This is a genomic window from Ammoniphilus soli, assembly GCF_040813775.1.
In genome coordinates, this window is record NZ_JBEGDL010000012.1 from 184592 (window position 1) to 200646 (window position 16055).

Genomic DNA, 16055 nt, shown 5'->3' on the forward strand with positions numbered 1-16055 from the left:
GCGAAGTTAGGAGGAAAGGAGGTTTTGCCAATGCTAAAAAAACAACGCGAATTTCCACTCAGAATAAAACTTGAGGAAGCCTTGCTGCGTCGACTTCCCCTTCATCACAAAAAACGCGAAGAAATCCTCGTCAGTCTAAGAAAATTACGAGCAGGTTACCGAGGCGAACAGGAGCTGGATTACCACCTTCAGTTTCTACCGGAAAAAGAATATCTCATCTTTCAAGATTTACGGCTTCCCATTGATGATCAGTTTGTTCAGCTGGACACCCTCATCCTCTCCCCTTGGTTTGCCCTCATTATCGAGTCCAAGAACATCTATGGCCACCTTTACTTCGATCCCGTTTCCAAACAAGTCATCAGAACGTATAACAATACAAAAGAAGGGTTTCCTGATCCCATCCTGCAAGTCAAAAGACAACGAACCCAGCTTCAAAAATGGATGGAAATTCATATGTCCAAATCCATTCCCATTCACTGTCTAGTTGCCATCGGCTATCCTAGCACGATAGTTGAAACAACTCCTGGAAATCGGCATATCTTTCAAATAGTGCATCATGCGGAACATATCCCCAACAAAGTACTAGACCTTGCCAAAACGGCTCCATCACCCTCTCTCACCACTTACCAGCTCCGCAAGATCAGCCAACTCCTTATCAATCAACATACTTCCCAGGACTTCGATGTACTAGATTGGTATCAAATCCACCCTACTGAGTTCATTCGTGGAATCCCCTGCTTTTCTTGCAATCTCGAGACTATGCAGCGGATCCACGGAAACTGGCTATGCAAAACATGTAAGTTAAAAAGAAAAAAAGCCCATGTACAGGTCATTCAAGATCATATTCTACTTCATGGAACCATCACCAATGAACAGTGCAGAAAACTTCTTGGACTGTCTTCCATACATACTTCCACGCGGCTGCTCCTCTCCATGAACTTGCCTTTTCAGGGGTCTACAAAAGATCGGGTGTATACTAAATGAAAAAAGCCGCTCAATCTCTTGAGCAGCTTCAATCCCTATGCCTATGCATCCTCTTCATACGTCGATCGACCTTCTTATCGTGTACAACGAATACCGCGTGGATCGCCCCCGGCAACCAGAAAAAACAAGTCAAAATCAGATTGAGAACAGCCTGAAATGGCTTTCCGCAAAGCAAAACCGCTACGGGAGGAAGAACAAGGGCAAGCAAATACATCATCGAAATCACTCCCCTTTATCATATACTCAATAAGTATTACGGGAGTAGCTTGCTCCATGTTTCGCCCTACTCAGCCCATTATTGCTGCGGCTCAGCCCCGATTTCCTTAGCCTGCTTTGCTTCCTCCGGAAGCGCGATAGCCTCTACGCTATTAAAGTCGGAATACGACCCGCTCATGTTCATCTCCATTTTTTCCAATGGCTGATTGGGTAGCTCCGCTAGTTCAATTTCTATCTCCATGGTCAGTTTCGTCGGGAGCTTGGTCTCCACATCAAACCACATGGTTCCTGACATGGTTAAAGCCTCCATGCCTGAATGAGCCATCATATCAGCAGGCAATTCCCCATTGGAAAACATATTGCTCGTCATATTCATCATCTCTTGCATCGAAGCAAAACGCCCTTGAACAGACACTTTCTGCTGTTCTTGCCCGTCCACCATTTCCTTACCTAAATCGCGGTAGAAGACAAATTTGTTGTTCATTTGCTGGTTATACGCTACACTGTTTTTTTGCATTTCCATCATTTGATCAAACGTAAAAGGCATGCTCGTCATCTTTACCCATTCTTCCTGATTCGTCTCCGGGTTCAGCATTTTCAAGTACATGCCTTCCTTCACGAAATATTGCTCCATCTCCATTTCCGTTTCTCCATTAGGCAGGGGCTCGGGAAGCTTAGACTTGGAGATAATGCGGAAGCCTTGGTCTTTCTTGAATGCCATCTCCATCTTCATGGACATGCTGGTCAATTTTACAGAAGGATTTTCCGGAAGCCCTTTTCTAAATATCATGTTCACGTCCTGATTCATGCTTGCTTTAAAAGAATCTTGAGCATTCATCACCTCGGAAGATTCGATCACCCACTCATGTGCCGTCGGATCGCTTACGAGGGCTTTCTGGATTGCTTGGCGCGCCTGCTCTTCCGTTACCTTGTCCTGGTCAAATGTAATTCCATACTCGTTCTTTAAAACCTCTATATTCAAACCTAGTATTTTGGATAAGATAATATATGCTTCATTTGGCTTCAGTGCATTCGCTAGGCGTACCGTTCCATCTCCATAACCGTAGATGACTTTACGTTCCTTCATGATGCGAATCGTATCCGCATAAGGAGAATCGGCCGAAACATCCTGAGGCAAAGCGAGATTCTTGTCCTGTAAAGGAAGCTGAAGCTGATCCACAATGTTCTTTAAAAAATCTCCTCTTTTCACTTGGTTCCCTTCTACTGTTTGGGCCGAAGCGTTTCCATAGCCAATCAAAGATCCTGCTAATAGAGTAGCAGATAGAGATAAAGCTAGTAATCCTCTTTTCATAAAAGCACTCCTCCTGTCTATGTACTCGTGAGGTTATACGATAGTTACTAGAAAAAGTTTCCTTTTTTGAAAAAAAACAGAGGCCGTAGCCTTTCTTGGTGTTGACCATTTCGAGAATACTTAGTAGGATTGGCGGATTTGTGAGGGAAAGGTGGATGGGTTTGATATAGGTGGATCTTCTCCACTTCTTTGCTTCTTCGTCCATTAAAAAGGGAGGGTGTCCCAAAAAACTAGTTTTGGGACACCCTCTGATCTTAAATCTTAGTCGCCAATATCCGCGCGATCCATCCAGATTACATGGGATACGGCCCCGTAATCTACTTCTTTGTCATCAATCTTGCAAATGCAGCGGTCGTTTCCACATTGAGCCTTGATTTGCTCCAATACGGATTTATCTACATTTCGAAGAATAACCATCTCTTGATTTTCCTTGTATAATACAGCAGCTGTCATAAAATTTGACCTCCAAATGTCTGATTTAATATAAAACGTATAGTAATGGGATCTATCACCCTACAAACCGAACCTCTTGATCTTTTTCCCCAAACTTCTTGACCCCCAGCATATCAGCAAGTTGCTTGCTCGCCGTTCTGCGAGTGCGTCTAGCCTCTGCTCGGTTTGCCGCTCCTTCATGGAGAAAGATTTCTTCCGAGTTTTGTGGCTTAATGCCTGGAACCTGGACCGGTACACCCTCCGGACTAACCGCAACGAAAGTTAAAAACGAAGTGGCGCATACGGTCCGCTCCCCCGTCAGCAGATTTTCGGCAATCACTTTGACAAAAACCTCCATCGAGGTTTTATGAGTCCACGTCACCATAGCCTCGAGGGTAACCTCATTGTCGATCCTTATAGGATGTAGAAAATCAATAGAATCCGTAGACGCCGTTACCACTCGGCAATTCGAGTGCTTCATGGCTGTGAGAGCTGCTACATCATCTATATGCGCCATGAGTTTGCCGCCGTACAGCGTGCCATGGCAATTGGTATCTGGCGGGAGCACATGGCTCGATTTGGAAGTCCGGGACTCCCATACATATTTTAAGTTTGACATTGATTCTCTACCCTCCGTTGATTGCCTAAAGGCCCTACATCAATAAACATGGTTTGTGTCGGGATTCACCCTTATCATTTAGCTAAGACCTTGCTCGTTACCCGTATCACCCCCCTTCACATCACTTTCTACACTGCTGAGCACTGCGAATCGATTATTATCAATGTGATTCAATACGGCTTTTTTGGTTTTTTCGATATCCCTGGCCTTTAGAGCCTCGATAATGAGCCCATGTTCTTGCAAGGCTTGGTCTTTTCGGTTGGGACGGTTGAGGGCACTCATCCCAAACCAGCGGATCTTGTCATTAATGGCCTTTAAAAGCTTGACTAACTGACGATTGCCGCTAAGCTTGGCCAGATAGATATGAAACTGCCTATCCGACGTAATGAACTTCGAGTGATCTTTCTCAGCCAACTGTTTTCGGTAAATCTGTTCGATTTTTTCGATATCCTGATCCGTTAGAATCGGAATTGCGAGCTCGATAGCCAACACTTCCAACGCCCGGCGGAGCTGAATCACGTCCTCTACATCCTGCTTGGTAATGCGGCAAACGAACGTCCCTTTCCGCGGGATGGACTCCACCCAGCCATTCAGCTCCAATAGCGGAATCGACTCCCGGATCGGAGTCCGGCTAATGCCCAGACGCTCACTCAGCTCCCTTTCATTCAAGGCTTCCCCTTGGGCAAAGGTTTGATGAATAATCGCATTCTTGATGGATTCATAGGCTTGTTTTTTTAACGAGACCGATGTTTGTACTTTCTCTAAAGTCATTGCATCACCCCATAACCGGACTTTCGAGTCACTGGCATGTGGCATGCCACGCTCTTAACACTGAATTTATTATATTGTCATATGGTATAATTTTCAATATTTTTTTATTAAACTAAATTGATCTAAACGACTGCTATATTCTATTTATCTTTTGTAGTTAACATCCTGCTCTCCGCTTGGAAATTATTTGAAAGCGGTTTGCTCATCCTTATCTTACGTTATCCTCGGAATCTTCACCAGAGAAAGTGTTCGACACATTTCGATTTCCATTTTAAGTTCCTCTATTAGTTGATTGATAAAGTGAAGAAATGAAAAATGCAGCTTAGTTCCGACGAGGAACTAGCTGCATTTTCCTTTTTAGGCTAGAACATCTTTTGTTTAAAAAAGGCCGGATAAGATAAAAAACTAGTGAAGATCGCCGTGATGCATGCGCTAGCCATATTGCTGAACAAAATGACCAATTGGTACTTGACTGCCACAATCGGGGATGCGCCAGCGATGATCGCTCCGGTCATCATTCCTGGCATGTGAATTAAGCCGACCGTTTTCATTACTTCGATGTTAGGAATCAAGGCCGCTTTAATGGTCTTTTCGATTAATTCCTGACAGGATTGCCTAGGACTTGCGCCAAGTGCCAGCTTGGCCATGATCAGATCCTTTGTCGCTTCAAACTCGCTGAGCATCCTATCAAAGGTTAGGCTGGCTACGGTCATTGCCCCCCCAATGATTATCCCGCTCATCGGGATAATATATCGTGCTTTAAAATCCACAATATCAAAAGTAAGCCATAATAAAACCGAAGCCGCTTCAGATCCGAGAATGGCAACTACAGAAACGATAAATGCGTTAGAGAACCTTGCGCCCCGCCTTGCACATGTCTTTCCTGCAATGAGGACCATGATCAAGATGATGAAAATTAACATTTCCCATGTTTCAACGGAAAAGATAAAGGTTATCAAATAACCGATGAGGATCATCTGGATCAGTGCACGGATGGAGGAGAAGGCAATCTCCTTGGATATCCCCAGGTTTTGACGATAAGAAACCCAAATGGGGATCACAACAAATAGGCAAGCGGCGGTTAATGCGAAATAACTAATATCTTTCATGTTATTCCCTTTCTTCGAAAGAAAAGAGTGCAATAAAATAGTTGGAAAATCGCCACTTACAATAAAATTTTATAAAGTTTTATATAAAATAGTTGGAAATTCTCCTACTAATCACGATATTGGCTCCGTTTTAGCTCGTTCTATCGTTGATAAGTGGACTTTTTCCAACTATTCCTTTATTTTCTTTCTTCATTTCTAATATAGGTGGAGTTTTTCCCATTAATTCAAAATGAATCCATTTATTTTCAAATGCTCACGAAACATTTCCATCATGGAAGGCAGCTTTTCTCTATCTGGCCATGACTCCATATTCCAGATGCCCGAATGCTTCAATGCCCGCGGACAATGGATGAAGCACTCTTCCACTTCGACGCCGATTCCCAGAAGAGAGGCTTTGTCCTGTTCATTCCCTTTGATCACATACGCTCGCCCGTTAATCCGCAGGACCTCTTCCATTCCAGGAATTAAGAAGATCAATCCTACATGGGGATTCCTTAAAATATTTCTTAGCGAATCCACTCTCCGATTACCGGGTCTCTCCGGGATAACCAATTGACTGCTATTTAAAACTTGAACGAAACCCGGCTCGTCCCCACGGGGCGAAACGTCGCCTCTTCCCTCTTCATCAGAGGTTGCCAGAAATAAAAGGGGCGAAATGGAGATGAACCTTCTGCAATGATCGTCCAGCTGGGTAATGGTTTTCTTGATGACCGCTTCATGGGGACTGCCAACAATCTCTCTTAATTCCTCCTCCCTCCGAATGGAACATTCCGCAAAGTTGACACGCTCCCCTTTATTCACGCTAACCCATCCTTTCACTGCAGAGCTTTATTTCTACTTTTATAATGATAATGAGTTTCATCATGTCGTCAATTGCCCTAAGGATAAACATATGGGTCTTTCGGCGGATCCACTACTTTCCACTCTCTCACTTTGATAATGGGCAATTCCATGTCCCCATACGTGGTCAAATCCAGGGTTCCTTTCACCTGAATCCAGGTATCCTTTTCCAGCTGCGATGCCTCATCCATTTGGGCCAAAAATCCAAGCAGGCCGGCATCCGCTACGCAGTGCGTAATAATGAATCGGGAGAGAACCAGCTGATTCGATTTCATCAGCCCTTCTTCTTTATAAACAAACCCCATCATTTCAATGGGCATCCCTTTAAACTGTTCAGGATAAAGCGAGATCGTATCATACTTGGATACAAAGTTCCGATCAGCATTTGCCATTTGGATCTGCCGCTCGTTTTTCATCTCGTTTATTTTTTCAGTATACAGATCATCAAAATATACGGGCGGGCTGGAAGAGCCTTCAATGTTGGCGGATGGATCACCGGATCCGTCTTCCGTCGTTTTTGGATCTGTTTTGCCGGGTGAAGCCAATAGAACTCCTTTATTGGATGCAATCGAAGCATCCAGCGTCTTCGCCGGCATGAGAAATCCCGTGACTAATGGAACAATTAATATCGTATAGGAAACAACCGTTTTCCAGCTCCACCCCGAAGAAAACCCATGATCATGATCACAGCCATCATGTCCGCAATCCTCATGATGGTGCTCGTTTTCTTTGGCTATCCAAGTGCGATACAATTGGATGAAAAAAAGAAAAACCAGCAATACGGAAGCGATTTGGCTAAACGCCACATACTTCATATTGATGTACTTTCCGATTTCACCCGTATAGTGCAATTTAAATATAAAGCCCGCAAATCCTAATAAGATGATAGCTCTTAACATTCCTTTCACCCCCTCACAGCCAAGCATGTGCCGCCATGACACATCCAAAAACAGTGATAGTAATCAGAGCAACCAGTACGATAACAAATCGAATGCGGAAAATGCCCATCATCATCAACGTATTTTTCAAATCCAGCATCGGTCCATAAACTAGAAATCCAAGCAAAGCCGTCATCGGGAAAGTATTGCGAAACGATGCGGCGATAAAGGCATCGGCCTCTGAGCATAACGATAATAAGTAAGCCATCCCCATCATCACCAGCGTGGAGGAAACGACTCCATCCCCAATGGCCATGAGCGACTTCGTTGAAACATAAGTTTGTACGAAAGCAGCCAAAAAGGCTCCGAAAATCAGATACTTTCCCATATCAAAAAATTCATCAATGGAATGATAAAGCATTTGCTTCATCCTTTGACCAATCGGCTTCTTTGTCCCGGGTGTTGCAATCGGAATGAATGAGCTTGACTTTTTTAATTGCGAGCCCTTAAACAACATTCCAATGATAAATGCCACAATCACAGCGACAACAAAGCCCAACACCATGCGCATGCCGGCCATTCTCGCATCATTGCCGAACGCCATATAGGTCGAGAAAATCACGATAGGATTGATAATAGGTCCCGTAAGGAGAAAGCCAATTCCGGCATGAATGGGAACCCCCTTTGCCACTAAACGGCGCACAATCGGAACAATGCCGCACTCGCATGCCGGAAACAAAGCACCGATGGAACAGCTTGCCAAAACCGCCAGCAATCGATTCTTAGGTATCCACCGGCGAATATGATCCTCCGTTATAAAAACCTGAATCGCCCCTGCAATCAATACGCCAATGAGTACAAAAGGAATCGCTTCGATAAGAATGCTAAGGAAAATGGTGTTTAAACTTAGAACGGAAGGAGGAATAGATAAACCTCCTTGCATGGGCAAATTCCCGCCTAAAAAGAACAGATATAGAACCATTCCAAGCATCGCCGCTCCTATGATTTCAATAAAAGATGAACGAATCCAATTTACCATCTTTAATCCTCCAGCCTACAATTTAATACATTCTATGCAGACAAGCCCATAATGTTGAACTCTAAAAGTAATGATAACGATTATTCTTTTGGAGGACAACCAGAAAAAAGGATCCACTGATTTTCCACGGATCCTTTCTCTCTTTACAGAATCATAATAGTTATTATTTAACAGTCAAAGTTATACCCGTTCCCGGCCCAAACAAGTCCCTCTTCAATCCGGGAAGGTACGCCCAGGAGAACAAGGAGCGAGACAGGCTAAATAGTACAAAGGCGCACCATAGCCCATGATTGCCCCATATGGGAAGCAGCAGCCAAACGGAGAGTAGAAAGACCAGCAAGGAAAGAATCATGGAATTGCGGACAGGCTTAGCATTCGTTGCGCCGGCATAGATCCCTTCGAGCTGCAGGCCCCAGAAAATGCCGAACGCATAAAGAAACAGCCAGGGCAAATAGTCCGAAGCGAGAACTTTTACCTCTTCAATTCCAGTAAATACAGACAAGATCGGTTCCTCAGCCAGAAAGAGTACGGCAACAAGAAAACCCGATGCCAAGAAAGACCAAAAGACCGTCAGCTGGATGGTGCGTTGAAACAGTCCCTCATTTCTGCTCCCAATTGCTTTTCCGACCAATATCGATGCAGCATTGGCAATACCGCTAAAGAAATAAGCCAGGATAAACTGCAATTGCATCAAAATGGCATTGACGGCCAAGGTCATGTCGCCAAGCCCGGATCCATGAGCTGTGAAGAGACCGAAAACGGCCAGCAAGCAAAGCGTTCGGATAAACAAATCCCGGTTTACTTTAAACATCTTAAGGAATGAAGAGTAGTCCCAGTAGGAAGACCAGCTCCATTCCTTGCTATCCACTTTTCGGCTAGCTGCCAGGAGAAGGATACCCGCTCCCGTTCCACTCACTTCTGAAATGAGGGTGGCGATGGCCACACCTGGCACTCCCCATTGCAGCCCCATTACAAACAGGAAGTCGAGCAGGATATTAAGTACATTCATGAAAATTTGCAGATATAAGCCGAGCTTCACCTTGGATATTCCAATAAGCCACCCTAAGATGACGTAATTGGCAAGGGCAAAGGGAGCTCCCCAAATGCGAATGTCAAAGTAGCTTTCCGCTTGGGCCTCTACAATGGGACCGGAATCCAATAAAAGCAGAGCCGTTTGTTTAATCGGGACCTGCAAAAGAATGAACAGCGATCCCATAAGAAGAGCTATCCCTAATGGACGCGCAAGAAACATCAGCAGTTCCTGCTGGTTGTTAGCCCCTAGCGCTTGTGCCGTAAATCCGGACGTACTGACGCGCAAAAAACCAAGCACCCAATATAAATAATTAAAAATGAGCGTACCTACAGCCACTCCCCCGATATAGGCCGGATCAGGGAGCTGGCCCACAACAGCGGTATCCGCTGCCCCTAAGAGCGGCGTGGAAAGACCGGATAGGATAAGGGGAAAGGCCAGGGCGAGATATTCGCGATGCGTAACAGAGACGGTTTTTACCATTAACTCACGACCGCCACTAACTGCCTCGTATACTCATGCCGGTCCTCGCTCAGGATATGGCGGCTGGCGAATTCATCGACGATGCGTCCTTCTTTCAGCACGATGATCCGATCACTCATATAACGCACCGCAGCCATATCGTGAGAAATGAACAAGCAAGCCATGCCAAGCTCGGTCTTCATGCTTTTAAGCAATTGCAAAATTTGGGCCTGAACGGAAACGTCCAGGCTGGAAGTCGGCTCGTCGCATATCAAGAGCTTCGGCATCAGGCTAATCCCCCGCGCAATCGCCACCCGCTGCCTCTGCCCCCCGCTCAGCTCATGCGGATACCGGTCCATATGTTCGGCTCCTAACCCCACCATTTCCAGCAATCTTACCGCTGTATCCCTTCGATGGTGACGGACATCTGCCAGGAAGGGCGGCACCGCCTCCGGAAAATTATCCAGCGCCTCCATCACCGATCGCCAAACCGGCAGCCTCTGATTCAAGGAAGAGGCAGGATCTTGGAAGACGACTTGAATCTGCTTGCGCATGTCACGCAAGGCCTTGTTTTTCAAGTTCAATATCGATGTTCCCCGCAAGCGGACACCCCCGCTATCCGGCCGTTCCAGGGCGAGCAGGATCCGCCCCAGCGTGCTCTTTCCGCTGCCGCTTTCTCCAACTAACCCCAGACATTCCCCTGCCCCAATGCGGAAGGATACGTCTTGGACAGCCGATACAATCTCCCCTGAATTCTTATAGGTTTTCGTCAATCCCTGGACAGTCAAAAGGTCCATCACGCAAGACCCACCTCCGATCGAATAAAAGCTTGTTCTTCCGCCAGCAGCTCTTTATGAATTTCGGAAAGAAGCGGTCTCGCCTTCAGAAGCATTTGTGTATAGGGATGGCTGGGCTGGAGGCGAATGACATGAGCCGCTTCCCTCTCGACAATACGTCCCTCCTTCATGACCGCGATCGTATCGGCTCTCTTCAGAACATGCCGCAAATCATGCGAGATCATCAGGACCGCACAGCCCGTCTGCTGCTGGAGCTGATCCAGCAGATCCATCACTTTTTCCCCAGTAAGCACATCGAGTGCCGTGGTCGGTTCATCGGCGATCAATAAAGATGGCTTCAGGATTAGAGCGGCAGCCAATGCGGCCCGTTGGCGCTGTCCCCCGCTCAGCTGAAAGGGATAGCTGTTAAATACCCTCTCCGCAGGCAAGCCCACCTGATCCAACCAAACCAATGCCCCTTCCTTCGCCTCCTCTTTGGAAATTTCGCGGTGCGCCCGAAGGGTCTCGACGAACTGGTTGCCTATTTTGATAAACGGCGTAAAGCTTCCTTGATAATCCTGAAAGACGTAGCCCATTTGCTTTCCGCGAAGCTGTCTTCTCCTCTTCTCAGGCCAAGGGAGGATATCCTCTCCTTGAAAAAAGATTTGCCCTGCGCTCACATGAACGGACGGCGATAAAAGTCCCAGGACCGCACTTGCCGTCAGGCTTTTCCCGCTTCCGCTTTCCCCTACCAGGGCCAGGGTTTCCCCCGGCTGAATCGAGAGGCTCAGATCACGGACCAGCAGATGATGACTTTTGCCTTGCTGGACACAGATATTCAAGTCTTTCAACTCCAACACCGGTTTCATCCGACATCCCCTCCTCTCATTATCTAAACCTTCCTCTGCTGCGAACGTCAAAAAAGTCACGCAATCCCTCTCCTATCAAATTGCAGGAGATCACGACCAGCATGATCGCCGCACCCGGATAGATCATGAGCTGCGGCAATGTCTGGAAATACGGGCGGCCGTCATTGAGCATCGCCCCCCATTCCGGCGTCGGCGGCTGAGCGCCCAGACCCAGGTACGAAAGCGAAGAAATGATCAAGATAATTTTCCCGATGTCGAGCGCAGCCAGCACAACAATGGGGGAAATGACCTGCGGCAGCAGATGCCTCCACAGAATGGTCCAGGATCCTGTACCTGCGACGCGCGCTGCCAAGACATATTCCTTTTCCCGTTCAGACAGTACAATGCTTCGCACGACACGCGCATATCCGATCCATTTGATCATGACGATGGAAACGATCATATTGGTTAAGCTGGGTCCAAGAAATCCGGAAACAGCGATGACCCAAATAAATTCAGGCAATGCCGAAAGGCCATCGACCAGTCTCATCATGGCAGCATCCAAGCGCCCGCCAAGGTATCCGGAAATCAATCCTAAAGGGATGCCAATCAGCATGACCGAGGCGATAACTAGAGCGGAAACACCGATCGTAATCTTTGCCCCCTCCGCCAATCGCGAGAAAATGCACCGGCCCATGTGATCCGTTCCCAGCGGATACTGCCAGCTGGGTGCCTGAAGGCGCTCCGGCATCTGTACGGCCAATGGATCATTGGGCACGATCCATGGCCCGATGAGCATGAGAAGCAACATCCCTGCCATCAGTCCCATCCCCAGTACCATCGCTGGATAGCGAGGCAGGACTCTTCGGGTAATTACCACCTGCTGAACATTCCCGTTCACGACACGTTCCCCTTTCCATAGCGAATCCGCGGATCCAGCCATCCGTAGCTCAAATCAACGAGCAAATTGACCACGACCACGAATACGCCGGTTAGCAGCACGTAGCCCTGAATGATCGGGTAATCACGCTGAAAAATCGCCTGAACCCCCATGCTCCCGAGCCCGGGCAAGGAAAACAGGGTTTCAATGACGACCGTGCCGGCTAATAAACTGCCGATACTGATCCCAAATACCGTGACAACGGGCAAAAGCGCCGCCCGGAGAGCATGCTTGGTCAAAATGCGCCACTCCGCGATCCCTCTCGCCCGTGCGGCCCGAATATACTCCTGGGACAGGCTTTCAAGCAATCCGGCACGAAGCAAGCGGGCATACACCGCTGCCATGGCAAAGCCTAGGGTGACAGAGGGAAGAATCATATGCTGAAGGCTTCCTTTGCCCATGGACGGCAGCCACTGGAGCTTGAATGAAAAGGCGTAAATCAGCAGCAGTCCCATCCAAAAGCTCGGAATCGACGCTCCAACAAGAGCCAGAAAGCGGCTCAGATGGTCAGGCCAGCGATCCGGATACTTTGCCGCTAATAAGCCAAGCGGGACGGAGATCATGATCATGACGAGAATGCCTCCCACCGTTAATTCAACTGTGGTCGGAAGCCTATCCATCAATTCATCCCAAACCGGCTTCCCCTTGATGTACGATGTCCCCAAATCCAGCTGCAGCACTCCCATCATCCACTGCCCATACTGGACGAGGATCGGCAGATCAAAGCCCAACTCCTTTCGGAGCGCGGCTTCCTCCTCTTGGGTCACGGCCAGCTCATCAGCTCCCAAGAGATGAAGAACTGGATCTCCCGGAGCAAGCTTCATGAGCGTGAAGGTCAGCAGGGATAACAGAAACAGAACAAAGACAAGCTGTACGAGACGGGCTTTCACCAGCTTCAACAATTTATTTCACATCCATTTTGTTAGTCAGGATATAGTACTCTTCCGCGCCAGGCTTCCAATCTATGATTCTTTCGTTGATGCCTACGATAATATTGGGATAAACCGCATAGGAATGCGGAACCTCCTCATTGACCAGGCCAACGGCTTCTTGAGTCAGCTTGACGCGCTCTTGTGTTTCCACCGTTTGATTTAATTGCTCCACAAATTGATTTAGCTTTGGGATATCAATATTTACTGCATTAAGGGATCCTCCCGGCAGGAAAGCCGAATTGAGAAAGAATCCTCCATCTCCGCGAGGCGCGGTCAAGTTACTGTAGGTCACCATGTCCCAATCCTTATTCTCGCGTATGTACGTATCCACATCTTCTACGTTTTTGATCCGGATCTCCACGCCGGCCTTAGCGGCATCGGACTGCAGCAATTGCGCCATAAGCGGCAGTTCTGGTCTTCCTCCATAGGTAAGGAGTTCCAAAGTCAATCTTTTCCCCTCTTTCGCGAGCTTCCCGTCAGCCCCTGGCGCAAACCCGGCTTCCTCCAGAAGCTTCCTGGCTTCGTCCACATTCAATGCTCGTAAGGGTTCCTTACTGCCAAACGGCAAAGCCGTGTTAAATGGACCGTTGGCTGGCGTAGCATTCCCGAGCATAATGTCATTGGCGATACTTTCGCGATTAATCAGTAGATCTATTGCCCTTCTCACCTTCACATCCTGCATCCAGGGCTTCTGCTGGTTGTACAAGAGAAAGTGAACGCGCAACCCTGCGATGGACTCCACTCGAAGCTCGTTGTCCTGCTCGATGACATCAATCGTTTCGGCAGGAAGCCCGTATACGATATCGGCTTCCTTGGACTGTAAGGCCAAAGATCTTACATTGCCATCTTCATTGAATTTGTATGTAACCTCTTCCAGCTTTGCCGCACCGTCCCAGTACCCATCAAAACGCTCCACCACCACTTCGATATCCGGGGTAAACTTCTTCACTTTAAAAGGGCCGGTACCCACTGGAGCAGCGTTAAACGCTTCTGATCCCACCTGCTTCTCTGCCTCTGCACTCACCACAGCCGCCATCGGATTAACTAGCTCGGACGGAAGCGATGGATGGGGCTCACTCGTTACCATGGTCAATTCCTGTCCGGCCGCTTCCATAGAAGCGATCTTCAAGGCACCTATCATCTTCTCATTTACAGTCATGGCACGCTCAAAAGAATCCTTCACAGCAGCTGCATCTAGCTTGGTTCCATCGTGGAACGCAACGTTTTCGCGGATCGTAAACACCCAAGTCCGTTCATCCTTTGCCTCCCATTTTGTCGCCAGCCATGGCTTCACCTCTAAGTTCTCATCCAAACGCACCAGAGTCTCAACTATACCTGCCCGGAGCGGAGTACTGCCATTATGAGGATCCATGCTGCCGGTTTTGAACTGATGGATCAGCGTGACGCTTTTCGTTTGTGGGCCCGCTATCTCTTGCTCTTGGCTGCAGCCCGCCAGAAACAAAAAAAGTAAGGCAAGAAACGGAAATAGATTCATGAATAAGCCACCTTTCAAGTTTTAGAAAATCGTAATAAATACAAATAAATGAAACTTAACAATGATGAAAACCTTATTTTCACTCTTTATTAATAGTAATTATTACGATTTGAATTGTATAATAGGATTTTGTTTCCTGTCAATCCCCAATAAAAATAGCCAGATCGGGTCATATATCTTGCGGAAACTTCCTCGTATAATTTTCAAGGACGAACAGACAACGGTCATTCCCGAGCTTCACCCCGAGAAAGACCGTTGCGTTTTTTCTTGCGATGCGGTTCCAGCACCCGCAAGCTTTGTTCTATCATGGTGAAGGCAAGCTGAGATAGATCCTATAAATCATCCTTCACAATGGCCGCCTTCGTATAAGCCGTGACTTTGGCTTCAAAAAAGTCGGTCTTAATCCCATTGATGTTGGATAATTTGGAGATCCACGGCAGCGGATCCTGCGTGATTTCCGGATAAAGAATCTCGAAATCTAGCATTCTTAATCTTTCATTCGCCAAATGCTTGATATACGATTCAACCAAATGCTTATTCAGCCCCTCTATCTTATCGCCAATGACGTAATGTCCCCATTCGATTTCCATTTCTGCGGCTTGCTTGACCATGCTGCGCAATTCAGCAAGGTGTTCTTCTGTGAAGTATTGAGGATTCTCGGTTCTCATTTCTTTCATGATGTTGCGGAACAGGACCAGATGGGTAAGCTCATCCCGATTGATATAGCGGATTTCCTGGACCGTGCCGCTCATCTTTCCCAATCGTCCCAAGGCGTAGATAAAAGCAAACCCGCTGTAGAAATACAGGCCTTCCAAAATAAAATTGGCCATACAGGTCTTGATCAGCCCCCATTCGCTTGGATGCTGGATGAACTCATTGTATAATCCCCCGATGAAAGAAACTCTTTTCAGGAGCAGGGGATCATCCTTCCATTGGTAGAGGATCCGCTGCTGCTCATGGGGATGGCAAATGCTGTCCAGAATATAGCTATAGCTTTGGCTATGAATGGCTTCATCGGATGCCTGCAGGGTGAGGCAAAGGTTAACCTCCGGTGCAGTAATGTAATCATTGATGTTCGGCAGATTGGCGGCCTGAAGGCTGTCCAGAAAGATCAGGAACGAGAGGACCTTGCCTAGGCTTTCCCTGTACTCGTCAGGCAAATTCCGATAGTCGGTGACATCTGCACTCATCGGAATCTCCTCCGGTATCCAGAAATTATTCATCGATGTGCGGTACCATCTCATGGCCCATTCATATTTAGGCCGGTTAAACTCTTGCAGGTTGGTGGTATTCCCCCCTATGATTCTCTTCTTGGCCATATCGGTATCTCCATGAGGATTGAACAATGGCCTCAGTGTCATGCTTCCCATAT

At 47.3% G+C, this 16055-nt stretch carries 17 protein-coding genes; 1 reads left to right on the forward strand and 16 read right to left on the reverse strand.

Annotated elements, in window-relative coordinates; genetic code table 11:
- Window positions 1-30: 30 nt before the first annotated feature.
- The gene (locus ABLT31_RS22015; protein WP_367755725.1) at window positions 31-984 is read left to right on the forward strand and encodes a nuclease-related domain-containing protein; all 954 of its coding nucleotides are present in this window, start codon (window positions 31-33) and stop codon (window positions 982-984) included.
- Between the two features lie 28 nt (window positions 985-1012).
- Here the strand turns inward: ABLT31_RS22015 and ABLT31_RS22020 are convergent, their stop codons facing one another.
- The 16 genes from ABLT31_RS22020 to ABLT31_RS22095 form a co-directional block, all read right to left on the reverse strand.
- Complete coding sequence (locus ABLT31_RS22020; protein WP_367755727.1) at window positions 1013-1201, reverse strand: YqaE/Pmp3 family membrane protein; 189 nt, start codon at window positions 1199-1201, stop codon at window positions 1013-1015.
- Window positions 1202-1279: 78 nt separating this feature from the next.
- On the reverse strand, window positions 1280-2512 hold the full coding sequence (locus ABLT31_RS22025; RefSeq protein WP_367755729.1) for a DUF6612 family protein: 1233 nt from the start codon (window positions 2510-2512) through the stop codon (window positions 1280-1282).
- Window positions 2513-2773: 261 nt separating this feature from the next.
- Window positions 2774-2965: a hypothetical protein gene (locus tag ABLT31_RS22030; protein WP_367755731.1), complete on the reverse strand. Its 192-nt coding sequence runs from the start codon at window positions 2963-2965 to the stop codon at window positions 2774-2776.
- Window positions 2966-3020: 55 nt separating this feature from the next.
- Complete coding sequence (locus tag ABLT31_RS22035) at window positions 3021-3563, reverse strand: acyl-CoA thioesterase (RefSeq protein ID WP_367755733.1); 543 nt, start codon at window positions 3561-3563, stop codon at window positions 3021-3023.
- 78 nt (window positions 3564-3641) lie between these two features.
- The gene (locus ABLT31_RS22040) at window positions 3642-4334 is read right to left on the reverse strand and encodes a GntR family transcriptional regulator (protein WP_367755735.1); all 693 of its coding nucleotides are present in this window, start codon (window positions 4332-4334) and stop codon (window positions 3642-3644) included.
- Between the two features lie 362 nt (window positions 4335-4696).
- On the reverse strand, window positions 4697-5443 hold the full coding sequence (locus tag ABLT31_RS22045) for an ABC transporter permease (RefSeq protein WP_367755737.1): 747 nt from the start codon (window positions 5441-5443) through the stop codon (window positions 4697-4699).
- 219 nt (window positions 5444-5662) lie between these two features.
- On the reverse strand, window positions 5663-6244 hold the full coding sequence (locus ABLT31_RS22050) for an MSMEG_1061 family FMN-dependent PPOX-type flavoprotein (RefSeq protein WP_367755739.1): 582 nt from the start codon (window positions 6242-6244) through the stop codon (window positions 5663-5665).
- Between the two features lie 77 nt (window positions 6245-6321).
- The gene (locus ABLT31_RS22055; RefSeq protein ID WP_367755741.1) at window positions 6322-7182 is read right to left on the reverse strand and encodes a TIGR03943 family putative permease subunit; all 861 of its coding nucleotides are present in this window, start codon (window positions 7180-7182) and stop codon (window positions 6322-6324) included.
- Between the two features lie 13 nt (window positions 7183-7195).
- Entirely contained in the window at window positions 7196-8200 is a 1005-nt protein-coding gene (locus ABLT31_RS22060) for a permease (protein WP_367755743.1), read from the reverse strand.
- A 163-nt stretch (window positions 8201-8363) separates the two neighbouring features.
- On the reverse strand, window positions 8364-9713 hold the full coding sequence (locus ABLT31_RS22065) for an MATE family efflux transporter (RefSeq protein ID WP_367755745.1): 1350 nt from the start codon (window positions 9711-9713) through the stop codon (window positions 8364-8366).
- Entirely contained in the window at window positions 9713-10492 is a 780-nt protein-coding gene (locus ABLT31_RS22070; RefSeq protein ID WP_462976521.1) for an ABC transporter ATP-binding protein, read from the reverse strand. Before ABLT31_RS22070 ends, ABLT31_RS22065 begins: the two co-directional genes overlap by 1 nt.
- Window positions 10489-11337, reverse strand: a complete 849-nt coding sequence (locus ABLT31_RS22075; RefSeq protein WP_367755747.1) for an ATP-binding cassette domain-containing protein — start codon at window positions 11335-11337, stop codon at window positions 10489-10491. The genes ABLT31_RS22070 and ABLT31_RS22075 overlap by 4 nt, the downstream gene beginning before the upstream one ends.
- 19 nt (window positions 11338-11356) lie before the next feature.
- Window positions 11357-12157, reverse strand: coding sequence for a nickel transporter permease (gene nikC / locus ABLT31_RS22080; protein WP_367755782.1), 801 nt, complete (start codon window positions 12155-12157; stop codon window positions 11357-11359).
- A 56-nt stretch (window positions 12158-12213) separates the two neighbouring features.
- Window positions 12214-13155, reverse strand: coding sequence for a nickel ABC transporter permease (nikB, locus tag ABLT31_RS22085; protein ID WP_462976523.1), 942 nt, complete (start codon window positions 13153-13155; stop codon window positions 12214-12216).
- Between the two features lie 4 nt (window positions 13156-13159).
- Entirely contained in the window at window positions 13160-14683 is a 1524-nt protein-coding gene (nikA, locus tag ABLT31_RS22090) for a nickel ABC transporter substrate-binding protein (RefSeq protein ID WP_367755751.1), read from the reverse strand.
- A 332-nt stretch (window positions 14684-15015) separates the two neighbouring features.
- On the reverse strand, window positions 15016-16053 hold the full coding sequence (locus tag ABLT31_RS22095; RefSeq protein WP_462976522.1) for a ribonucleotide-diphosphate reductase subunit beta: 1038 nt from the start codon (window positions 16051-16053) through the stop codon (window positions 15016-15018).
- Window positions 16054-16055 lie beyond the last annotated feature (2 nt).